20 protein-coding genes are annotated in these 22,600 nt (G+C 55.1%); 8 read left to right on the top strand and 12 right to left on the bottom strand.

Translation table 11 applies throughout. The features are described 5' to 3' along the window. Positions 1-21 precede the first annotated feature (21 nt). The 4 genes from MLE19_RS08150 to nhaD all read left to right on the top strand — a co-directional run bounded on the left by MLE19_RS08150 (position 22) and on the right by nhaD (position 6,956). Positions 22-2,391: a glycoside hydrolase family 3 N-terminal domain-containing protein gene (locus tag MLE19_RS08150; RefSeq protein WP_240717686.1), complete on the top strand. Its 2,370-nt coding sequence runs from the start codon at positions 22-24 to the stop codon at positions 2,389-2,391. Between the two features lie 56 nt (positions 2,392-2,447). Continuing rightward, on the top strand, positions 2,448-4,247 hold the full coding sequence (locus MLE19_RS08155) for an IlvD/Edd family dehydratase (protein ID WP_240717687.1): 1,800 nt from the start codon (positions 2,448-2,450) through the stop codon (positions 4,245-4,247). A 224-nt stretch (positions 4,248-4,471) separates the two neighbouring features. Further along, a complete protein-coding gene (locus MLE19_RS08160; RefSeq protein ID WP_240717688.1) occupies positions 4,472-5,365 on the top strand; it encodes an SMP-30/gluconolactonase/LRE family protein in 894 nt (297 codons plus the stop codon). A gap of 124 nt (positions 5,366-5,489) precedes the next feature. After that, positions 5,490-6,956 carry a sodium:proton antiporter NhaD gene (gene nhaD / locus MLE19_RS08165; protein ID WP_240717689.1) on the top strand — a complete coding sequence of 489 codons (1,467 nt, stop codon included), beginning with the start codon at positions 5,490-5,492 and terminating at the stop codon, positions 6,954-6,956. A 108-nt stretch (positions 6,957-7,064) separates the two neighbouring features. Here the strand turns inward: nhaD and MLE19_RS08170 are convergent, their stop codons facing one another. The 8 genes from MLE19_RS08170 to MLE19_RS08205 form a co-directional block, all read right to left on the bottom strand. Continuing rightward, complete coding sequence (locus MLE19_RS08170; RefSeq protein ID WP_008959062.1) at positions 7,065-7,664, bottom strand: CBS domain-containing protein; 600 nt, start codon at positions 7,662-7,664, stop codon at positions 7,065-7,067. Positions 7,665-7,795: 131 nt separating this feature from the next. Continuing rightward, positions 7,796-9,181, bottom strand: coding sequence for an ATP-binding protein (locus tag MLE19_RS08175; RefSeq protein WP_008959061.1), 1,386 nt, complete (start codon positions 9,179-9,181; stop codon positions 7,796-7,798). Next, positions 9,178-9,852 (bottom strand): response regulator transcription factor, encoded by a 675-nt coding sequence (locus tag MLE19_RS08180; protein ID WP_240717690.1) that lies wholly within the window; start codon positions 9,850-9,852, stop codon positions 9,178-9,180. The genes MLE19_RS08175 and MLE19_RS08180 overlap by 4 nt, the downstream gene beginning before the upstream one ends. A gap of 11 nt (positions 9,853-9,863) precedes the next feature. Then, on the bottom strand, positions 9,864-10,529 hold the full coding sequence (locus MLE19_RS08185; protein WP_240717691.1) for a hypothetical protein: 666 nt from the start codon (positions 10,527-10,529) through the stop codon (positions 9,864-9,866). Beyond that, positions 10,526-11,368 carry an SDR family oxidoreductase gene (locus MLE19_RS08190; RefSeq protein ID WP_240717692.1) on the bottom strand — a complete coding sequence of 281 codons (843 nt, stop codon included), beginning with the start codon at positions 11,366-11,368 and terminating at the stop codon, positions 10,526-10,528. Before MLE19_RS08190 ends, MLE19_RS08185 begins: the two co-directional genes overlap by 4 nt. After that, complete coding sequence (locus MLE19_RS08195; RefSeq protein WP_240717693.1) at positions 11,355-12,047, bottom strand: TenA family transcriptional regulator; 693 nt, start codon at positions 12,045-12,047, stop codon at positions 11,355-11,357. Before MLE19_RS08195 ends, MLE19_RS08190 begins: the two co-directional genes overlap by 14 nt. Further along, complete coding sequence (locus MLE19_RS08200) at positions 12,044-13,504, bottom strand: AMP-binding protein (RefSeq protein WP_240717694.1); 1,461 nt, start codon at positions 13,502-13,504, stop codon at positions 12,044-12,046. Before MLE19_RS08200 ends, MLE19_RS08195 begins: the two co-directional genes overlap by 4 nt. Continuing rightward, entirely contained in the window at positions 13,488-14,129 is a 642-nt protein-coding gene (locus MLE19_RS08205; protein WP_240717695.1) for a thermostable hemolysin, read from the bottom strand. The genes MLE19_RS08200 and MLE19_RS08205 overlap by 17 nt, the downstream gene beginning before the upstream one ends. A 114-nt stretch (positions 14,130-14,243) precedes the next feature. On the opposite strand from MLE19_RS08205, the gene MLE19_RS08210 reads away from it, so the two are divergent. Further along, the gene (locus MLE19_RS08210) at positions 14,244-15,179 is read left to right on the top strand and encodes a GNAT family N-acetyltransferase (RefSeq protein ID WP_240717696.1); all 936 of its coding nucleotides are present in this window, start codon (positions 14,244-14,246) and stop codon (positions 15,177-15,179) included. Between the two features lie 184 nt (positions 15,180-15,363). After that, the gene (locus MLE19_RS08215) at positions 15,364-16,227 is read left to right on the top strand and encodes a c-type cytochrome (RefSeq protein WP_101145479.1); all 864 of its coding nucleotides are present in this window, start codon (positions 15,364-15,366) and stop codon (positions 16,225-16,227) included. Between the two features lie 107 nt (positions 16,228-16,334). On the opposite strand, the gene rep is transcribed toward MLE19_RS08215, so the two are convergent. Continuing rightward, a complete protein-coding gene (rep, locus tag MLE19_RS08220) occupies positions 16,335-18,404 on the bottom strand; it encodes a DNA helicase Rep (protein ID WP_101145478.1) in 2,070 nt (689 codons plus the stop codon). A gap of 87 nt (positions 18,405-18,491) precedes the next feature. On the opposite strand from rep, the gene MLE19_RS08225 reads away from it, so the two are divergent. Next, positions 18,492-18,962: a tRNA (cytidine(34)-2'-O)-methyltransferase gene (locus MLE19_RS08225; RefSeq protein ID WP_008959051.1), complete on the top strand. Its 471-nt coding sequence runs from the start codon at positions 18,492-18,494 to the stop codon at positions 18,960-18,962. On the opposite strand, the gene pyrE is transcribed toward MLE19_RS08225, so the two are convergent. Next, positions 18,963-19,628, bottom strand: a complete 666-nt coding sequence (gene pyrE / locus MLE19_RS08230) for an orotate phosphoribosyltransferase (RefSeq protein WP_240717697.1) — start codon at positions 19,626-19,628, stop codon at positions 18,963-18,965. It abuts the gene before it with no gap. Between the two features lie 141 nt (positions 19,629-19,769). On the opposite strand from pyrE, the gene MLE19_RS08235 reads away from it, so the two are divergent. After that, the gene (locus MLE19_RS08235) at positions 19,770-20,537 is read left to right on the top strand and encodes an exodeoxyribonuclease III (protein WP_008959049.1); all 768 of its coding nucleotides are present in this window, start codon (positions 19,770-19,772) and stop codon (positions 20,535-20,537) included. A 123-nt stretch (positions 20,538-20,660) separates the two neighbouring features. On the opposite strand, the gene MLE19_RS08240 is transcribed toward MLE19_RS08235, so the two are convergent. Together MLE19_RS08240 and MLE19_RS08245 are read right to left on the bottom strand one after the other, a co-directional pair. Then, positions 20,661-21,410: a transporter substrate-binding domain-containing protein gene (locus tag MLE19_RS08240; RefSeq protein WP_240717698.1), complete on the bottom strand. Its 750-nt coding sequence runs from the start codon at positions 21,408-21,410 to the stop codon at positions 20,661-20,663. Between the two features lie 66 nt (positions 21,411-21,476). After that, positions 21,477-22,589: an NAD(P)/FAD-dependent oxidoreductase gene (locus MLE19_RS08245; RefSeq protein ID WP_240717699.1), complete on the bottom strand. Its 1,113-nt coding sequence runs from the start codon at positions 22,587-22,589 to the stop codon at positions 21,477-21,479. Positions 22,590-22,600 lie beyond the last annotated feature (11 nt).

Here is a 22,600-nt window from a genome sequence, read left to right on the forward strand (position 1 = left end):
CTCTTTTTATGGTGATTTTATATGAATGTTCCTTATAAAGATTCGAAAAATAGCATTAATGAACGCGTTGCAGATTTACTAGCACGTATGTCGAGAGAGGAGAAGTTAGCGCAGATTCATGCGCTGTGGTTGATTTTGGATGCCGAGGGGCAGCATCAGCTACGGCAAGATAGTTTTGCAGGTATTAAAAGTGAAGGTTGGCAGGCCCGCCTTGCAAATGGGCTTGGGCAAATCACCAGGCCGTTAGGGTCTCACGGGGTAGCGCCAAAAGACGGTGTTAAGGCGCTCAATTCGCTACAACGCTACTTGGTGGAAAACACTCGTTTAGGTATCCCCGCACTTCCTCATGAAGAGTGTTTAGTGGGGGTGATGTGTCGAGGCGGTACACTGTTTCCTGGGTCACTAAACAGTGGCGCAACGTGGCAACCGGAACTGGTGGAAGCCGCCGCCAATGCGATTGGCAAAGAAGCTCGGAGCATAGGCTGTCGTCAGGGGCTAGCCCCGGTGTTGGATGTTTCTCGCGATGTACGTTGGGGGCGAACGGAAGAAACCTTTGGTGAAGACCCATATCTAGTCGGCGTGATGGGAACGCGCTATGTGCGTGGGCTGCAAGGTGAGCAGCGTGACCTATTGGCGACGCTTAAACACTTTGTCGGCCACTCATTTAGTGAAGGTGCGCGCAACCATGCTCCGGTGCATGTTGGGGAGCGTGAGCTTAACGATGTGTTTTTGTTGCCTTTTGAAATGGCGATTAAACAGGCAAACGCAGGCAGCGTGATGCCTGCTTACCATGATATTGATGGCCAACCAGCACATAGCGATTATCGGTTAATGACCGAGTTGCTCCGCGATCAATGGGGCTTCGATGGGTTGCTCGTGGCTGACTACATTGGCGTGAGCCTGCTCTACCAACATCATGGGACAGCAAAAAATGCCCAAGATGCTGCGCATCAAGCGTTTATGGCTGGGTTGGACGTTGAACTGCCAGGGGACGACTGTGTAGGGAAGCTAGACCCCAACGACCAACACACCCTGCCCGACGCCATTTTAGATGCCTGCGTTACGCGGGTGTTAACTGAAAAGTTTCGGCTGGGACTGTTTGAACAGCCCTATACCGATGAAAACGCGATTAGCTTTCAGCAACCAGAAACGCTCTCCCTAGCGCGGCAAATCGCGAGCCAATCGTTGGTGTTGCTAGAAAATGATGGCATTTTGCCGCTTGCTGAAGATCAGCATCAAACCATTGCTGTGATTGGCCCCACCGCCGCCGACCCATTAGCGCATTTGAGTGGTTATAGTTTTCCGGTGCATGCACTACTTGAAGAGGCACAAGAGTCTGTTGCCCAAGTAGTCACTCCGTTACAGGTATTGCAGCAGCGTTACGGGGATAAGGTGGTATACGCCAAGGGTTGCGATATTCTCACATCTCCCCGCATGGGAACGGCAGTCTTCCCTGGTGATGTGGAAGATAGTGCATCGGTGCATGTTCCTTCTCCTGTTTGTTATGACGACTCTGCCATTGCTGACGCGGTAGCCTGCGCGCGACAGGCCGATATTGCGCTGCTCTGTTTAGGCGACCTGCCAGGGCTATTCCAAAGCGGTACTGTCGGTGAAGGCTCGGATACCGATACGCTGGCTCTGCCCGGTGTGCAACAAGCGCTTCTTGAGGCCGTGGTGGCCACAGGAACGCCGGTGGTAGTGATTCTCTCTGGTGGCAGACCCTACTCGCTGGGTGGCCTGGAGGAGCAAGTTAGCGCCTTTATGCTTTCCTTTAGCGGTGGTCAGGAAATTGGCAATGCCTTGGTCGATGTCCTGAGCGGCAAGGTAAACCCTTCAGGTCGTTTACCAATTTCTGTGCCGAAAAGTGCAGGCGCGATGCCATATTTTTACAATCATCACTTTAAAAGCAGCGGTACGCCGGTAGCACAAAGTTTTGGTGCTAAGTACCCATTTGGTTACGGTCTAGGGTATAGCCGCTTTGCTTACCGTGATTTGCACATTGCCACGGAAGAACTTGCCATTACCGACGAGCTGGTGGCACAGGTAACGGTAGAAAATACAAGCGGTGTTGATGGTGAAGAAGTCGTTCAGCTCTATGTACGCGATGTGCTCGCCAAACGCGTGCGCCCTACTAAAGAGCTAAAAGCTTTTTGTAAAGTAAAGGTGCCAGCTGGTGAGGTAGTGACAGTAACGTTTACCGTTCCAGTAGATATGCTCAACTATACCGACCAGCCATGGGAGCGCGTTGTTGAGCCGGGTGATTTTGAAATAGCCGTTGGCTCGTCTAGTCAGCATTTACCTCTGAAGGGGCATATTACTGTGCTGGGTAACAAACCGCGCGTATTGCCCAAAATGTGGAAAATGGAAAGTACTGCAACAGTTAATCCTTAATAAATTTAGATAGTAAATTTAGACTATAAACTTATATTTAATATAGAAGTGATCCAATGATAAAAGAGAAAATCACCTCCGAACAGCTGCGTTCACGCTACTGGTTCGATAACCCTGATCACCCCGGTACGACGGCGCTGTGCATTGAGCGCTATCTCAATTACGGCATCACGCTGGAGGAGTTGACCAGCGGTAAGCCGATTATTGGTATTTGCCAGTCGGGTTCGGATTTAACCCCGTGTAACCGCCACCATATTGATTTGGTCAAGCGGGTGAAAGACGGTATCCGCGCCGCAGGCGGCGTGCCGTTTGAATTTCCCATGCACCCGATTCATGAGAATGTTCGGCGGCCCACTGCGGCGCTGGACCGTAACCTTGCTTATCTGGGCATCGTCGAAGTATTGCACGGCTACCCGCTAGACGGCGTGGTATTAACCACCGGCTGCGATAAAACCACCCCGGCGGCCCTCATGGCCGCAGCAACGGTGAATATTCCCGCGATAGTGCTTTCCGGCGGGCCGATGCTCAACGGCTGGCGCGGCGCCGAGCGGGTGGGGTCAGGTACGATTATCTGGGAGCTACGCAAGCGCCTAGCAGCGGGCGATATCGACTACGCTGAGTTTCTTTCCCGCGCCAGCGATTCAGCCCCCTCGATTGGCCACTGCAATACCATGGGCACTGCTTCCACCATGAATTCCATGGCGGAAGTGCTGGGCATGAGCTTGCCCGGTTCGGCGGTGATTCCCGCGCCCTATAAAGAGCGCGCGATGGTGGCCTACGACACCGGCACGCGGATTGTCGATATGGTCTGGGAAGACCTGCGCCCGCTGGATATCCTGACCCGCGAAGCGTTTGAGAACGCCATCGTGGCGTGCTCGGCATTGGGCGGTTCATCCAATGCGCCGGTGCATATCAATGCGATTGCCCGCCATGCGGGTATCGAGATTAATAATGATGATTGGCAGCGCCTGGGCCATGAAATTCCGCTGCTGGCCAACGTGATGCCTGCTGGCGCTTTCCTATGCGAAGAGTTTCACCGTGCTGGCGGTGTGCCTGCGATTCTCCACGAGTTACAAATGGCGGGTAAGCTGCACGGCGATGCGCTGACGGTCAACGGCCGCTCGATAGGCGATAATCTACAGGGTCGCGAAACCCAGGACCCCGATGTGATTTGTCGCTACGGCGATCCGCTGGTCGAGCATGCGGGCTTCCTCAATCTCAAGGGCAACCTGTTCGACTCGGCGCTGATGAAAACCAGCGTGATCTCCCGGGATTTCCGCGAGCGCTTTCTGAATGATCCCAACGACCCGGAAGCCTTTGAAGGCAAGGTCGTGGTATTTGATGGCTCGGAGGATTACCACGCCCGCATTGATGACCCGGCGCTGAACATTGATGCCCGTACTATTCTGGTGATGCGCGGCGCAGGCCCGGTTGGCCACCCCGGCGGTGCCGAGGTCGTCAACATGCAGCCGCCAGAGGCGCTGATCAAACAGGGCATCGAATCGCTGCCGTGCCTGGGCGATGGCCGCCAGTCAGGCACCTCTGGCTCGCCGTCGATCCTTAATGCCTCCCCAGAAGCCGCTACCGGTGGCGGCCTGGCGCTGCTGGAAAGCGGTGACCGGCTGCGGGTCGATCTCAAGCGTGGCGAAGTACAGCTTTTGATTGAAGCCAGTGAACTGGACGCACGTCGCGAGCGCTTAGCTCAACAGGGTGGCTACCGCTACCCCGGCCACCAGACTCCTTGGCAGGAAATCCAACGCAGTATGGTCGAGCCGCTGGATCGCGGGATGACCCTGGAACCCGCCACCAAGTATCGCGATGTCGCTCGCCAGCATCCGCCGCGGGATAATCACTAAGTTACAAAATTATAGAAACGAGACTGCGGGAAAAAGCTTTGGCTGCTTGCCGTATGACCCGAACAACCCCAGGCGGGCCGCTGGTGCCTTTCGTCCTTGGAGGCTGCTTCACCACTTCTGATGGAGGAACCCTCCTGGGGATTGATTCGTATCATGCTAAATATTGCTTTTGAAGGGTTTGGTATCAACCTGACTCAACGTCTATTGCTCAGAAGGAGGAGTATATGGAACAAGGTAAAATCGAGGTGGCCGTTAAGCTGGATATGAGTCTCGGAGAGAGCCCGGTATGGTGTGTGGAAGATCAAGTTTTACACTGGGTTGATATTAATCAGGGACGAATCTATACCTGGAGTCCTAGTCGTAACGACACTCCTAAAGTAGTTACTTTAAAGGAAAAAATTGGCTGCTTAGTACTTGCAAAGTCAGGTCTGTTGGCCGCTATGGCATCGGGTATTGAGTATCTTCCTGAGGGGGGCCAGCCTAAGCGATTGCTCAGTAATCCAGAATGGGATGGACGACAAGAAAATCGGTTCAATGATGGTCGTTGTGATTCTGTCGGACGTTTTTGGGTCGGCACTATTGCCAATGATGAAGCAAGTTCAATAGCCTCTCTGTATTGCTTAGATAATGGTAAGTTGCAGAAGCGTTTATCTAACATCGGTATTTCTAACGGGCTTGCGTTTAGCCCCGATCAATGCTGGCTTTACCATACTGATTCACTAACACGCCGTATTTTGCGTTACCCGTTTGACGTAGCAACCGGTGAGTTAGGCCAAAGTGATGTGTTTGTGGATTTAGAGCAATTTGGCCTGCCGGGAGTGCCGGATGGGGCGGCGGTGGATGCTGACGGTTATTATTGGAGTGCATTATATGGCGGTGGCCGAATTGTACGATTTTCGCCTAGCGGTGAATTAGTGGAAGAGTACGCAATGCCTTGTCCACACCCAACTATGATTGCTTTTGGAGGAGATGATCTGCGTAGCTTGTACATTACATCAGCCACCCAGCATCTTCAGTCTGAAGACGATAAACAAGCCTACCCAGATGCGGGCAGCTTGTTTACTATGCGCGTTGTCACGCCAGGGCTGGTGGAACCTAGTGCGCAGTTCCAGAACTAGGAAATAGCCTACCTGAAACATCGTGAGTTATCGCTGCGTTGCCCTTAACACAATAGTTGCAGCATGTCGTTAGGGTGCTTATTATCGTGGCGGTCTTTCTCCCTCCTGATTGGATAATATCGCCATGAAACCACCAAACGTCCTCGCAACTCGGCATTACGCTAGCCGAGTCGCTTGGTTGTTGCTCGCCTGCTCGCTTTTTATCTTTCCTTCGCTCTCTTATGCCGCCGCCGGGCCACTGGACCTTACCCTCACGCTAACCGGTATCTCTTCTGTCGTGATCTTCGTGCTCGCCTATGCATTGGTGATGACTGAAGAGTTACTGCACATGCGTAAGTCTAAGCCTGTATTGGTCGCTGCAGGCCTTATCTGGGCGCTCGTCGCCTGGGTTTATGTGCAAGCGGGCATGCCGGAAGAGGCGCAAACCGCCTTCCGTGAAACGCTGCTTGAATACGCCGAGCTGCTACTGTTCCTGCTGGTCGCGATGACCTATATCAACGCCATGGAAGAGCGCCGTGTATTCGATGCGCTGCGCTCTTGGCTGGTGCGCAAAGGCTTCAGTTATCGCAGCCTATTCTGGATTACCGGCGTCATGGCGTTTGGTATTTCGGCGATCGCCAACAATATGACCACCGCCATGTTGATGTGTGCCGTGGTACTCAAAGTGGCTGAAGGTGATAAGAAATTTATCGGCCTTTGCTGCGTTAACGTGGTGGTGGCGTCTAACGCAGGCGGTGCCTTTAGCCCGTTTGGCGATATCACCACGTTGATGGTGTGGCAGGCGGGCCAAGTACCGTTTGAAGGCTTCTTCGCATTGTTGGTGCCGGCCGTGGTCAATTTCATGGTGCCTGCAGTGATCATGAATTTCTTCATTGCTAATCGCCAGCCGGCGGCGTTACAAGAGAATGTCTGGCTCAAGCGCGGCGCGCGGCGGATTATAGTGCTGTTTTTGATTACTGTGGCCATCTCCGTGCTGTGCCACTCGATCCTCTACTTACCACCTGCTATGGGCATGATGTTTGGTTTAGGCCTACTGCAGTTCTTTGGTTACTACCTGCGTCGCAGTTTGCCGCGTTCATTGGAACGCAAGCGCGAGCGCTATTCTCGCCGTGGCGATTGGAAGAAGCTTGAACAGCTCGGTAGCGTGGTGCCGTTTGATATTTTCAGCCGTATTGCGCGCTCCGAGTGGGACACGCTACTGTTCTTCTACGGGGTCGTGATGTGTGTCGGTGGCCTTGGCTTTATGGGCTACCTCAGCCTGCTTTCCGAAACGCTTTACGGTAGCTGGAACCCGGTGTGGGCTAACGTGGTGCTGGGGCTTATCTCGGCCGTTGTGGATAACATCCCGGTGATGTTCGCGGTACTTTCCATGGCCCCGGACATGACCGAGGGTAACTGGCTGTTGATTACCCTGACCGCAGGCGTGGGAGGCAGTTTGCTTTCGATGGGATCTGCTGCGGGCGTCGCCTTGATGGGGCAGGCGCGGGGGATCTATACCTTTGCCGTTCACCTTCGCTGGATGCCAGCCATTTTATTAGGCTATGCCGCTAGCATCGTTACCCACTTGTGGATTAACGCCTCAATGTTCTAGACAAAAAGAAGCTCTAGACAGAAAGCGCTCCTCAAAGGCGAACGCCCTTCACCGAGAAATCGGTGAAGGGCGTTTCTATTTAACCTAAAGGCTAGCCCTGCTGAAGCGTTATAGATCGTGACCGGTTACGACATGGCAGATGTCGGCAAAGCTTTTCGCCATCGGCACCGGATTGATCTCTTTGCCTACCGCCGTCTGTATATCGCTTGCTGAGATAATGCCGCGAATTCTAAGTTCGTGATTATCATTTTGCTCGGTGATCAGCAAATGCTGGTCGGTAACGGCTTCCATTGATAATACCAGGTCTTCGATGGTCAGCGATGCCAGTTGCGCGACAGGCATAGCGCTCAGCTTGTGCCATGGCGTCATGATCATTTCAGCGGTGACTTCTGCACGGGTCAGGTTACGCTGCTGCATGGCCAGGTTGATGCGCCGGGTACCGATCACTTCTTTCGACGTAATAACGCCGATACAGTGCGCCTGTTTATCCATGACGAACAACAGCCGTACACCGCCATGCCGCATCTTAAGGTGTGCCTCGTCGATAGGCGTATCGGCTTCAACCGACTGCGGCATTACCTGGGAAAAGTCGGTAAGCACCGTCATGGCAGGACTGGTGGGCAACAGCCGCCGTGGGGCAGGCATCGCCAAAAGAGGGGTTGAGCCTAGTTGAACTAATGGCTTAGGTGAAAAGGTTACTTGGTTCATCGGGGGACCTCCATGTGGAGAAAAGAGCGAGCCGTGGGTATCTGGCTCGCAGTGTGCCTCCACAGTTGCATGCAATTCTTATCACAACCTTAAGAGATTCATAAAACTCAGCTTAGGAAGCAAAGAAAAATTTATTGCTTTTCTGTACGTTGTAGAACAATACGTACGCGTAGCCCCCCGCTGGGCGCATCATCAAGTTGAAGAGTGCCGCCATGGCGAGTGACCAAACGCTCAACGATGGAAAGCCCTAACCCCGAACCCGCGCTGGGGCCTGCGCGCTGAAAGCGCTCGACCACTTTTTTGCGTTCATTGACCGGGATGCCGGGTCCCTGATCATCCACCATGAGCTGAAAGCCGTGTGGCGTCGTCGCCAGCGTGATGCTGATGGCGCTCTGGTTGGGCGAGTGCTGAATGGCATTACCGACCAGATTTTGTACCAAGGTTTCAATCGCGCCGGGCTCTTCTGTGATGGACCACTCCCCCTGCTCATCGGCGTTTAGCAGCAGTTGCTGTTGGCGTTCAGCGGCCAGCGGCGAAAGCTTGGCCAGGGTTTCCCGCACTTCACTGAGTAGGTTGGTGGCGCGGTACTCAGGTTGTGACTCTTCTTCAGGGTCCAGGCGCGCCAGCGTTAACAACTGGGTAACCAAGCGCGTGGCCCGGGCAACGCCGCCGCGCAGGTGGCTGAGCGCCTCCTGGCGATCTTCAAGATTATCGGCTGTCAGTGCGTTCTGGGCGTGTAGGTCAAGCACTGCTAAGGGGGTGCGTAACTCATGGGCGGCATCGGCAATGAAGCGCTTTTCGCGTACGCGCATGATGCGGATGCGCTCTAACAGCCGGTTAAGCGCGCCGGCGATGGTGTCCAACTCGTGGGGCAAGGGGCTAAGCGTCAAGGGCTGCAAATTGTGCGGATCACGACTGCGAATCTGCTCGGCCATGCGGGATAACGGTGCCAGTCCCCAGCCAATTGACCACCATAGCAGCGCGGAGAGGAGTGGCAGGCCGATCAGGTCGGGCAACAGCGTTCGGAGCGCTACCGCCCTGATCAGTTCCCCGCGAACGTCTTCGCGCTCGCTCACTACCACACGATTTGATGAGTCCGGCACTTCAAGCACATATACTCGCCAATCGTGCTCGTCCACGGTCAGCGTCGAGTAGCCGATAGGCTGTTGGGCAAGGGGGGCTTCAGGGGCCGTGGCAGAGCGCAGCAGCAGTTGCTCGTTTTCCCACAACTGAAAGGCCAGTTTGCTTTCGTAACGGTGGCCCGCAAAGCGCTTGTCGGACTGACGAGCGCGCTGCAAGGCGCTTTCCAGACTGTTTAGTAGCACATTGCGGTCAGCATCCGGCAGTGGTGCCTGTAACAACCCTTCCAGCAAGCGTGCATTCTGCGCCAGGCTGGCATCGTAAAGTTCTTCTATTTCATGGGCGGCATAACGGTAGCTGACAAAGCCGATTACCAGCATGCTTAGGCCAAATACCAGTAGCGCCAGTCCTAGGGTGCGTTGGCGAATAGACGTCATACGTCATCCTTTGGCTTATCCATCACATAGCCAATGCCGCGCACCGTGCGGATGACGTCGGTGAATAGCTTGCGTCGTAAATGGTGGATATGGACTTCAATGGCATTGCTCTCGACATCCTCGTCCCAGCCGTAGACCAAGCGGGTCAAGGTATCGCGGGTAAACACCCGGCCCGGGTGGCTCATAAACTCTTGCAGTAGCGTCAACTCGCGCCGCGACAAGCTCACATCTTGGTCTTGATAGCTGACGTTAAAGGTGTGCGGGTCCAGGCGGATACCACGACAGCTCAATATGCTGCTGATCTGGCCTTGGCTGCGGCGCAGCAAGGCGCGTAATCGGGCTTTAAGCTCAGCCACTTCAAACGGTTTGGTTAAATAATCATCGGCGCCAGCATCCAGCCCCGCGATGCGGTTATCCACCGCGTCGCGGGCCGTCAGTACTAAAATGGGCACCTGACTGCCGTGGCGCCTGACAGCGTTTAATACCGCCATGCCATCCATGCGCGGCAGCCCCAGGTCAAGAATCACCGCATCAAAGGGTTCTCCCTCTGTTAGCGCATTCAGCGCGGTAGTGCCGTCGCTCAGGTGATCCACCGTGTAGTGCTCGGGCTTTAACGCTAAGCGGATACCCGAGGCTAAGCTTGGGTCGTCTTCTACCAGCAAAATGCGCATAGGGATCCTTATTATTCGAGTTCTGACATTAACTGGCGAATGTCGTCACGGCGGCCATTATCCGCCAATTCACGTCCCGCCCGGGGTGGTGCTACTAGCGCATTTTCCAATGCCTGACGCGCTTCTGCATCGCGACCCTGTTCATGTAAATAGTCGCCCCAGAAATAGAGACTGTCGATCCCTTCGGGGTTAATCGCAAGGGCTCTTTGCAAATGCCATTCGGCTTTTTCTTCATCGCCAAAGCCGATCGGCCAGCCAGGCACCTGATAATAGAGCGCGCCTAAGCTGGTATAAGCCGATCCATCCAGCGCTAATGGGTCTAATGTCAGGGCGGTTTCAAACTCTGTTTTGGCCTGTTTAACAAGCCCTAACGCGCCTAAGCCGCCGCTAACGCCTGCCTCAGTAGAGCGAATAATGCCGGCCCAGATATGCAGTTCGGCGGCGTCCGGGTAGCGTTCGACGAGCTCTTCAGCCTGTTCGCCCAAGCGGCTGAAGGCTGCCGCCTGTTCATTTGGCGGCAGCGTATAGTTAATTTCCGCCCAACGCTGCTGTAGTTCGGCAAGCGATGCGGCGACAGTCGCGCTGTCGACCTCACTGGCAAACCCCTGAAGGCTTATCAAGCCAATGGCGCTAGCCAGTAGCGTGGTACGCAGCGTTTTGAAAGATAGCATGATCATGAGGAAGACTCCTTGGTGGCAACGAACCGGCGAATGACGGGCAGTTGGCTTAACAGGGCCCGGTCAACAGCGCCTGGCCATAGCATATTCAAGCGGGTAAAGAAGCGTTCTGGCAGGCCAATTTGTAGTTCCTCACGCTGCTGTTCCACGGCATTGATAATGGCCAGGGCAACGGCGTTAGGAGAATCGACGGTATTGCCCAGCGCCGCATTAAGCGCCTCGGTTTGAGGCGAGTTCATCGCGGTGCGGGTGGCCCGCGGAGCGATATACATCACCCGCACACGGGTATCGGCCAGCTCTCGGCGCAGCGCTTGGCTAAAACCGCGCAGGGCGAATTTGGTGGCGCAGTAAGTGACTTGGCCTGGGTAGCCCAGCCGCCCGAGCGTCGAACCAATGGTGATAATCGTCGCTCGGGGGCCAGCCATTAGCTGGGGAAGCAGCGCGCGGGTCAGTTGCAGGGTGGCGGTCAGATTAATCGCCACCAGCTGTTCGATATCACTGTCACTGGCAGTATCAAAAAATCCCTGTTGATTACTGCCAGCGGCATTAATCAACATATTGCAGCCTGCCTCTTGCGCAGCGCTGACTAAGCGGCTGCGATCACTCGCGTTGGTTAGATCAGCGCTAACGGCGGTGATGTGATTGGGAAAACGGTCGATTAACGAAGCCAGCGCGTCTTGTTGGCGACCACTTACCAGTAGGTGCGCGCCCCGCTGCGCCAGCGCTTCGGCCAGGGCCATACCAATACCGCCGCTGGCGCCGGTGATTAAAATCCGCTGGCCCGGCCATCCGCCGGGCAGCCTGTTTTTTCTAGGCCAACGCAGGCTAGGCAAGCGCATGACTAAGTTCCTCCACCGCGCGACCACCCTGACAGCGGGCTTCGATGCCTCTAAACATCGCCCCGTACAGGCGGTAGAACATATTGGCGCTATCAATCACCACGGCCAGATCGTCGGCACCTAGCTGATTGATCTGCTCTTCAAAAAAGGCCAAGTGACCAATATCCAGACTGCCGTGGGAGGTGAGGTAGCGCACGGCATTGTTGGGAAGCGAAAGGCTAACCTGTAAGCGTTCGGCGGCCTGGGTGGCAAGCGCGGTACTGGTACCTTCCAGCACCTGCACCATGCCGAAAAACGCCACTGGATTGCCGTGCTCTACGGCATCACGAATCCAGGCCACCATTAACCGAGTGGCGGGGTCTGGCAGGGCGGCAGCGGCGGCATCTGCATCCCCGCCCGCGGCGCAGATATCGTCCAGAATCCATTTTTCATGACCGTGCTCCTCTTCGATGTACTCCACCAGCGCCGTGCGTAACCAGTCGAGCCGGTCGGGCAGACGTGCGCCGCAGGCCATCATTAGCGGCACGGTGAAACGAACGTGATGATACGCCTGACCTAAAAAGGCGAGATACTCCTCTAGGGAAACATTGCCCGCCAGAGCGCGGGTCACGATGGGGGTGGTCAGCAACCAGTGACGAGCGTCTTGGGTAGCGTCTTGCAGCTGTTGGTAAGCGGTCATGGTGTTACTCCTTTGGGTGTGTCGGTCACGACGGCCCTTAGCCAGTGGCCATAGGCGGCTAGCAGGGTGTCGCGGCGTAGGCGGCCGTTGGCCGTGAGTTGTTGGTTGTGGGGCGTAAAGGGGGCGGCGCGCTGCCACTCATGCACTTGGGCGTAATCGGGTAGCGTGCGATTGACTGATTTGAGGGCAGCGTCTATTTGGGCATTGGTCATATGGGGCGTCGCGGGCACGATCAGCGCGCGGTTAGCGGGCAGGGCCTCGCCATACACCATGGCTTGGGCAATGGCAGGCTGCGTGCAGAGCTCGCCCTCTACCCATTGCGGGTTGACGTTACGGCCATAGGCGGTAATAAAGACTTCCCGCTGGCGGCCATTGAGCGCGATGGTGCCGTCTTGCCACTGGCCGGTATCCCCCGTGGCGTACCAATCGCCGCAAGGCGCTTCACCGACATAACCCAGCATCAAGGCGCCGCGAATATGCAGCTGGCCTTCGCGATCAATGCGGATCTGGGCGTGGCGCAGTGGGCGACCAACGCCGCAGCTTGGTTCGCCTGGGCGATTAAGACAGACCACCGAGGTGCCTTCGGATAAACCATAGCCTTCATAGACTGGCCATCCGCTACGCCGGGCCTGAGAGAGCAGTGTGTTGGCCACATGCGCGCCGCCTACTGCCACAAAGCGCAGACTATCTGGCGCCGTTGTGGACTCGCTGACCAACGCTTGAAGCAGTTGAGGCACCAAAATCATGCTGTTGGGTTGATAGCGCTCAATGGCATCAAGGGCGAGCCGAACATTAAAACCGCTGGCTCCCTGCCAACCTAACGTGGCCATCCCCGGTAAAATGCTGCAGGCACCCAGCCATAGCGGTAAATAAAGCCCACCGATATTTTCGAGAAGCGTGGAGAGGGGCAGCATGGCGAGATGGCGACTTATCGCGAGCGGTGCCACTACCTCCGTCAGGCTTTCGGTAACGGTCAGCAGCGCCGCATTATCCAAACACACGCCCTTGGGGGTGCCGCTGGTACCCGAGGTAAAGGTGATGCGCGTGGTGCCTGTGTGTAACGCAGGGAAATGATCAACCCGGCGCTGGGCAATGGATGCGTCGTGGGTGGCTTGAAAACCGTGGGGCTCCCCGCCATGCCCAACCCAGCTATCCAGGCCCGCTTGCTGAACCACGTGGCGGCGCTGCTGTTCGCTGAAAAAACCGGGAATAGGCACGGCCACACACGCTTCGGCCATCAGGGCTAAATCCCATAACGCCCACTCCAGCCCGTTATCCAGCGCTAATGCGACGCGCCGGGCATTAACGTCACGTAAGCGCTGGCGTCGTTGGGCGACGTGGTGAATGACGTCCGCATACGACAAAGTCTGTTCACCATCGCTAAGTGCGGTACGCTGTGGGGTTTGCTGGGCATGGTGGGCAAGCCGCGCCATTAGCGCATTAGGCAAGGCGAGCATGCAGTACCTCTTCACTATCTGTTTCTGTGGAGGCTGACTGAGCCTGGAGCGTGTGCATGGCGCTGCGCAGATCACCGGCCATCACCCATGGGCGATGCTGGTAATAGCGCCCCCAGAGGTGCGACGCTTCGCCCAGGCGGGTAGGGTCGGCAGGCGTGATAGGCTGAGGCTCAAAACCTAAACGACGCAGGCCGTTAGCGACCTCCGGTGTGGCCGTAAACAGCAGCCAGGCGATGCCCTCTGCCGCTAACTGGTGGGCTAAATAGATAAACAGCTGCCGCTGTAATCCAGGGCGCAGGCTGGCTAAATTACCGATTTCAGCAATGTCCTGACGGGCAAGTGACTGCTGGAACCGCTGCATGAGAACGTCTTCGGCCTGGCCATCCAGGTAGCGCTCTAAAAAGAGCGGCCCGCTGTTAGCAAGACGCAGACCCACCGCTGCCAGTGGTTGATCGGCTTGCCATAATCCAAACAAACGGGGCAAAAAATGCTGAATATGGGCGTTATGCTGTTGAGCAAAGCGTTGCTGGATCAGTTGCTGAAGCGCCGTTTTCTCCTGCCAATTGAGGGCTTCGTGCCAATCCAGCGATATCAGCGCAGTAGCAGGTGTGCTTAGGCGAGCCATCGGGTGATCTCCATCGTGTTTTCCGACACTCTGGGCGGGTTTACTTAACGAAAACTTAAGCAGGGATAAATATTTATCTCTGTGTTGACCGAGCAATGGAGAGGTAACGCATTGATGACCTCCTCGCAGGTAACGCCCCTTGAGACAGTGCAGTGTCCTCCCTCGCTACGTCGCGAGGCGCTGCTGCAGTTGGCGGCCGCTCATGATCCTGAGCAGCAAACCGCCCTGAGCGGGGCGGTAAAGGCAATGTACGATCTGCCAGACGAACAGTGGGGCGGGTTATGGATAAGCCTTGACGCGGGACGATTAACGGGCGCTATCTGGGTGCAGCCCTTGCCGATGAACATGGCCCAGCTGTGGTTACCCAAGGCCAAAGGCGCACATGCCCGCGCGCTGCTACATGCCGCCTATAGGTGGGTAAATAATCAGCCTATTCGCCTCTGCCATCTGACGCTTTCACCCCAGGCCGCTGAAACAGAAGTGCTGTTGCTAGAGCATGGCATGCAGCGCTTGGCCAACCTGGCGCATTTAACCGGCAGCAGTCACCGCCGTTTAGTAATGAAGGAAGCAAGGCCATTGTCACTGCAGCCATTTGGCGAGTTTTCGCAAACGCAACAGCTGGCCCTGTTGGCCGCCGTGGGGCACGATTCGCTGGATAGTCGCCCCTTGCGCGACGTACTCTCGGTGCAAGAGTTATTGACCGGGTTCCATCAACAGGATCCCCAGGCGCCACAGCACTGGTACACCGTCAATTATCAAGATGCCGTGGCGGGTGTTTTGCTGCTGGCGCCACGCCCGTCACTGGGCCGTTGGGAGCTTATGTTGATGGGGCTAGCGCCTGAATGGCGTGGGATTGGCTTGGGCCGCGCTCTATTGAATAGCGCCCTTGAGCTTGCCCAGCAGGCGGGTGTGCAAGAGGTGATGCTGGCGGTGGATGGCGTCAACCTACCGGCCAAACGGCTCTATCAGGAGGCTGGTTTTGTGCATTATGCACAGCAGCGTTTATTAGCGTGGAAAGGGGGTGGCGGAAGGAGTGAAGCACCTCAATAAGGCCTAAATAGCAGTCGTTGGTGGCATAGGCGCGCTTAGTAGCATTTTCTTGCGCTTTGCGTTGCCGTTATACTAGCCCCATACGCACGTCTTGGCGTCTCGTCGGTGCATCGTCGATTGTGGCGCTGCCGCGCACAGGGGTTAAGAACAAACGTTTGATGACAATACTCAAGAGGTGGTGAGAGTGAAAGCTAAGCTGATCATGAGCGGGCTGGTGGCCCTCGGCTTCATGGCGGGCACATCCAGTGTTTATGCCCAAGATGATGCCGCACGTGATGCGATTGCCGAGCGTTTAGCGCCGGTGGGTCAACTCTGTTTACAAGGCCAAGACTGTGGAACGGCAGCCGCACCTGCAGGTGATAGCGCCAGCAGTGGTGGTGATATCGACGGTGAAGGTATTTACGGCAACGTGTGTAGCGCCTGCCACGAATCCGGCGCTGCGGGTGCACCTATCCGCGGTGATGAAGAGGCTTGGGCTGAACGTACCGAACAAGGCTTCGCCACACTGTTAGATCACGCGATTAACGGTATTGGTGCCATGCCAGCGAAAGGCGGTAACGCCAGCCTTTCCGACGAAGAAGTGGAAGCAGCGGTTGCCTATATGGTTGAACCGGTAATGGAAGTACCAGAATTAGGCGGTGGTGATGACGCTGCTTCTGAAGAGGCAGCAACAGACGAGGGAGCTGCAGAAGAGACCGCCGCTGCTGAAGGTGATGCTGCGGCTGAAGAAGAAATGGCTGCTAACGACGACGCGGCGAGTGAAGAAGACGCTGCCGCATCCGAAGAAGCCAGTGGCGGTAGTGACTTAGACGGTGAAGCCCTCTACGCAAGCTCTGGCTGTGTGGCGTGCCACGATAATGGCGTTGCGGGTGCTCCCACCAAAGGCGACTCCGAAGCTTGGGCGGCGCGTTTAGAGAAAGGGGCTGATGAGCTTTATGCCAGCGCCATTAACGGCATTGGCGCTATGCCAGCCAAAGGCGGCAATCCCAACCTATCTGATGAAGAAGTGATGGCCGTTGTCGATTACTTAATGGCGGAAGCCCAGTAACGTTAAGCAGTAACGACAAACAGTAGCTTTATTCAGCTTGGTAAATTTATCCACAGGGCGTTTTAGTCACCGCCCTGTGGATTATTTTTATCTGCCTATCTTATCAATCACCCCAGTAGCGAGCGCAGCCCGGCAATGGCATCTTTACCCCGGGCCTGTTTTTTCTCTGGGTCTTCTTTATCTGCTCGGCCTTCCCACTCCAGGTCCTCGGCGGGCAGCTCTTCTAAAAAGCGGCTCGGCTGGCAGTCCATGAGTTCACCGTAGGCTTTACGCTGGCGGGCAAGCGTCAACGTTAGCGTACGTCGCGCCCGGGTAATACCCACATAGGCCAAGCGCCGCTCCTCTTCCACGGTGCCTACTTCAATGGCGTTGCGGTGGGGCAGCAGGTCTTCCTCTAACCCCATCAAATAAACATGCGGGAACTCCAGCCCTTTGGAGGCGTGCATGGTGAGCAACTGCACTCTATCCGAGTCATCCTCTTCTGCCTGCTGCTCCAGAATATCCCGCAGTACCAAGCGTGAAATAGCCGCTTGAACGCCGTCGGTTTCGGTATCGGTAGAGTCGGTATTCTCTTCCGGGTCCCGGTTAAGCGACTTCTCTAGCTGGTCGATCAAAATCCACACGTTGGCCATGCGTCGCTCGGCCACGGTGGGCGCGCTGGCGTTTTGATACAGCCACGCTTCGTAATCCATATCCCGCAGCATGTCTCGGATGGCGGCAATGGCGTCGCCTTGATCCATGCGCTTACGCACGCCATCAATAAAGTGGGTAAAGCGGCTTAAGCGCTCTGTCGCTCGGGTCGGCAGTACTTGCTCCAGCCCAAGCTCATGGCAGGCGGCAAACAACGATATCGAGCGTTCGGTGGCGTAGTTGGCGAGTTTCTCTACCGTTCCAGGGCCCACTTCACGGCGCGGTACGTTCACAATGCGCAAAAAGGCGTTGTCGTCCGCGGGGTTAATTAGCAGGCGCAGGTAAGCCATGGTGTCTTTGATCTCATTACGCGAGAAGAACGACGTACCACCGGAGAGCTTGTAAGGAATTTGGTAGTGCTGCAGCTTAAGCTCTAATAATCGTGCCTGGAAATTACCGCGATAAAGCACCGCAAAGTCCCGCCACTCGGCTTTTTCTTTAATGCGCCGGGTGAGCATTTCGCTGGCGACCCGCTCAGACTCCGCCTCCTCATGACGATTCACGATCACCCGAATGGGCGCGCCGTCGCCCATATCCGACCACAGCGTCTTCTCATAAACGTGGGGGTTATTGGCGATCAGCGTATTGGCGGCCCGCAATATCGTGGCGGTAGAGCGGTAGTTCTGCTCCAGCTTGATCACTTTCAGGCGCGGGAAATCCTCTCCTAGGGTAATCAGGTTTTCAGGCCGTGCACCGCGCCAGGCGTAAATCGACTGATCATCGTCACCCACCACGGTAAAGGTGGAGCGCTCCGCCATGAGCAGTTTCACCAGCAGATACTGGGAGACGTTGGTGTCCTGATATTCATCCACCAGCATGTAGTGGATTTTGCGCCGCCAGCGCTCCAGCGCTTCAGGGTCACGTTGCAGTAGTACCACCGGTAGCAGAATAAGGTCGTCAAAATCCACCGCGTTATAAGCTTTCAGGTGTCGCACATAGGCTTCATACACCCGGGCGGCAAAGTGCTCATCGTCGTCGGCGGCAAACGAGAGGGCATCGCTGGGCAGTACCAAGTCATTCTTCCAGGTGGAAATTTTGCTCTGCACGGCGTTGATCTGCTCGGCGTCCACCTGGGCATCTTTGTTCATCAAATCGCGTAGCAGTGCCTTGGCATCTTCCGGGTCAAACAGCGAAAAGCCCGGCTTATAGCCCAGGGTTTTCAGCTCGCCGCGGATAATATTCAGCCCCAGGGTGTGGAAGGTGGAGACCGTGAGCCCATGACCCTCTTTGCCATGAAGCATCTGGCCCACGCGCTCTTTCATCTCCCGAGCGGCTTTATTGGTGAAGGTCACCGCCGCGATTTTGCGTGCGCTCATCCCGCACTCTTGCACCAAATAGGCAATTTTAGTGGTGATCACACTGGTTTTGCCGGAACCTGCGCCCGCCAACACCAAGCAGGGGCCATCGATGTAGCGCACGGCTTCCTGCTGGCGCGGGTTGAGCCCTTTAATGCGACTTAGAATGCTCTTGGGCGTGGCAGGCGTCATGGCGTCGGTCATCCTCTACGAGAGTTGCTAAACGGTTTCAAGTACAATCAGCCGCTTGGCGAAGGCACAATAAACAGGCAGGTGGAGATGTTTGAAGTAGCGCTTTTTGAACCGCGTATGGCACCCAATACGGGCAATATCATGCGCTTGGTGGCCAACAATGGCTGCCGGTTACACTTGATTGAGCCACTTGGCTTCGACCTGGAAGAGAAAAAGCTGCGTCGCGCCGGGCTGGATTACCGTGATCTCGACAACGTCACTCGCCATGCGGATTTTAACGCCTTTCAGCAGGCCATGCAGGGGCGGCGTATCTGGGCGATCACCACCAAAGGCACGCGCACCTACAGCGATGCCGACTTTGCCCCGGGCGATGTGCTGCTATTTGGTTCTGAAACCGCAGGGCTCTCGGCCCAGGTACACGAAGCGCTAACCGCTGAGCACAAACTGCGCCTGCCTATGCAGCCCAACAACCGTAGCCTGAACCTCTCCAACGCCGTGGCTATTGTGAGCTACGAAGCGTGGCGCCAGCAAGGTTTCACTGGCGCGCTACCGGTTTAATCAGCTCGTAATCCCATAGCGGTCACGATAGGCCCTGATCGCTTCGGCGTAGGCGAGCATTTCGCCACCAGCGTGCTCTTCCAAGTAAGTGAGCACTTGCTCAAGGGTGACGATGCTGACCACCGGCATGGCGTACTGAGCCTGCACTTCCTGAATGGCGCTCTGTTCGCCCTGGCCGCGCTCCTGGCGATCAAGGGCGATAATCACGCCCGCCGCACGGGCGCCGCTCTGCTCAATCAGTGTCATGACTTCGCGAATCGCGGTGCCTGCGGTAATTACATCATCAATGATTAAAATATCGCCTGTTAAGGGCGCACCAACGATACTGCCGCCTTCGCCGTGGGTTTTGGCTTCTTTGCGATTGAAAGAGTAGGGCATATCCAGGTCGTGATGGTCGGCCAGGGCTGCCGCCGTGACTGCCGCCAGTGGGATGCCTTTATATGCTGGGCCAAACAGCACATCGGCATTCAAGTCGCTATCGACAATCGCCTGAGCGTAAAAACGCCCCAGCTTGGCCAGCGCGCGCCCGGTTTGAAACAGCCCGGCGTTGAAAAAATAGGGGCTAACGCGGCCAGATTTAAGCGTAAACTCGCCAAACTTAAGCACGCCTTGCTCAATGGCAAAGGCAATGAAATCGCGCTGGTAGGGTTGTAGAGTGGTGGCCACGGCATTCCTCACTAGGCGGTAGGTTTAAATCGGCACGATAGCAACAATAAAAGTGGGGTAAATGGCAAGTTTTAGTAGGTGCCTTTACCCAAACGTCTAAACGTCGGGTATCATACAGCAGCGACGCAAAAGGGACGATTTATGAAAATTGCCAGCATCAATGTCAATGGTATTCGTGATGCCGTCGATCGTGGCTTCCTGGACTGGCTGGCTCAGCAGGATGTCGACGTGGTCTGCGTGCAGAACATCAAGGCAAAAAGTTTTGAACTGGGTGACCACATTCTGTATCCGGAAGGCTATGAAGGCTACTTCCTGGATGCCGAAGAGGATGGCTTCTCCGGTGTGGCGCTCTATTGCCGCAAAATCCCCAAGGCGATTATGTATGGTCTTGGGTTTCCTCAGTGTGATCATGAAGGACGTTTTCTGCAGGCGGATTATGAACGCTTCAGTATCGTCTCTTTCCTGATGCCTGATGGAAGTGACCAAAAAGCCAAACAGGCGTTTATGGAGCAGTACCAGGAGTACCTGACGAAGATGTCGCGCAAACGGCGCGAATACATCCTCTGCGGTACCTGGCATGTTGCCCATAAAACCGTCGATTTGGCTAACTGGTCGGATAATCAACTGACCTCAGGTTTCCGCCCGGAAGAGCGCGCCTGGATGGATCAAGTGCTTGGCCCCACCGGATTTATCGACACCTTCCGCGAAATTAACCGCGATGCAGGTGAATATACCTGGTGGCCGAAGCTTGACCAAGACGTGCCCCGTGAGCGCCAGGAAGGCTGGCGGATCGACTATCAGTTAGTCGGCCCCAACTTCCGCCGCCACGTGGTCGACGCGTGGATTGATTACGATGCGACCTTCTCCGAGTTCGCACCGCTGATCATTGAGTACGATCTGGCGCTCTAAGCGCTAGGCAACGAACTTTTCCCGCGTCGCAGTCAGTAGGTAATAAGTGGTAATAAGCAACAAGCCGACCTTTGGGTCGGCTTGTTGCGTTGTGCTTAGGAAAGAAGATAAATAACCATTAGGTTACTGATCTTTAAAGTAATCGTTATAAATGTTGTCGAATGTTCCATCTTCTTTAATTTCTTGCATCGCCTTATCAAAAGCTACTATTAGTGCTTCATCTCGTGGGCGGAAAGCAGCACCAATACCGGGGCCATAAATCGACTCAGGGCCGGTAATTAAGTCCCCGGTTTGTATAAAACGCTCGTCCTGGAGCATCGTCTCTTGAGCAAGAGAATAGGCGGTGAAAACCAGATCAAGGCGCTCAGCATGCATGTCGGTAACTACAGAGCCTGAATCACCATATCGATGAATATCCGCATCAGGATAGTAGGTAGTAACATATTCATCTTGAATAGTGGCCTGCTGCACGCCGATTGCAACATCTGCCAAGTCACCTTCTAGATCGTATTCATTATTTATTTTTTTAACCCAAACGGATGGTACTTGGTAGTAGGGAGCCGAGAAGCTAACTTGCCGCGAACGCTCTTCAGTGATGTTCATTGCTGACGCTATAAGGTCGTATTTACGCGCCATTAACCCAGGAATAATTCCATCCCAGCCTTGTTCTACCCATTCGCAATCGCGCTGCATGCGTTCACAAGCAGCATTGACTAATTCAACTTCAAACCCTGTGATGGTGCCATCAGGCTCTTTATATTGATAAGGCGCATAGGGCACATCGACCCCAATACGTAGTGGCTTGCTATCGGCCTGGGCTATACCGCCGATTAATACTGTCGTGAAAAGTAAGCAGCAGGTAACTTGACGCATTTCGCATTCCTCTTGGTTTTATCAATGGTTTTTGTGAGGCGTCGTACTCTCGATATAAAGTTTTTGTTAGTTAATCTTGCTAAAACGGGCACTGGAAAATTCGCTAAATTCATGGCTCAGTCGGTCATTCAACAAGGCTTGAGCCAGCTCCTCAGCGTGGAAAGCAGCTAAACTAATTCCGCTATGACAATTTATGTTATAGGCACCTGGGTAGATTTTGGACGATTCATAAAGAGGGAACCCATCAGGTGTCATTACTCTTAACGCACCCCAAGCACGCACTATTTTGGCGTTATTCAGATGCGGATAAATACGCACCCCTCGGGCAGCTAATTGCGCCATGATGCTGGTAGTCGCATCCCGGTTTAGACCTGCATGCTCATGGGTGTCACCGATCAAGTAGCTACCGTTATCGGTTTGCCTTATCTGAGGTGTAGGAAGTTGCGGTATCAGAGGCATTTTTTCCGTTACGAGGATCTGCCCTCGCACTGGGAATACATCTCCGCTTAGACCCAGCATAGGGGAGAGGTGTTTCGCTCCTAGGCCTGCAGCTACGATAATACGCTCGGCTGAAAAGTTACCGCCTAGAGTATTGGCAGTGAAACCCACTCTATTTGATTCGAGGTGCTGAACCGAGCAACCTGGATGATAGCTAAGACCCATCTTAAGGCTAGCTGTTAATAGTGCGCGCAGAAGCAGCAGCGGATTACAATGACCATCATGGGGAGACCAAGTGCCCCCGTGAATGCTTTCACCTAAGCCAGGAAGATGGGTTAACAGAGCCTGCCTATCTAAGTATTCCCATTGAAAATAGCGCGCGAGATAGGGTGATGAAGCTTGAAGTGTACGATAGCTGTCCATACGTGCTTCGGCTTCCTGAACGTCAAAGCAAATATCAATGCCGCCCCGGCGAGAGTACTCAAGTGGTACACCACTGCGCTCGCCAAGCTCACTAGCAAAGAAAGGCCATGCATCGCTTGACTGTAGACTCAGCTCTGCATAGCGAGGCATTCCCACACCTTTTCCTTGCACCCACGTTAGTCCTGCATTACCTCGCGATGCGCGTAAAACATCATCTCCTTCGTCCAGCATGATAACTTTTTGACCTCTGCGCAGTAGGCCATAGGCAACAGCCATGCCTACTACGCCACCACCAATAATCAAGAAGTCAAATTGCATGCCGCTTGCTC

The organism is Vreelandella neptunia (assembly GCF_022489065.1).
In the GTDB taxonomy this organism is placed as follows: Bacteria; Pseudomonadota; Gammaproteobacteria; order Pseudomonadales; family Halomonadaceae; genus Vreelandella; species Vreelandella neptunia_A.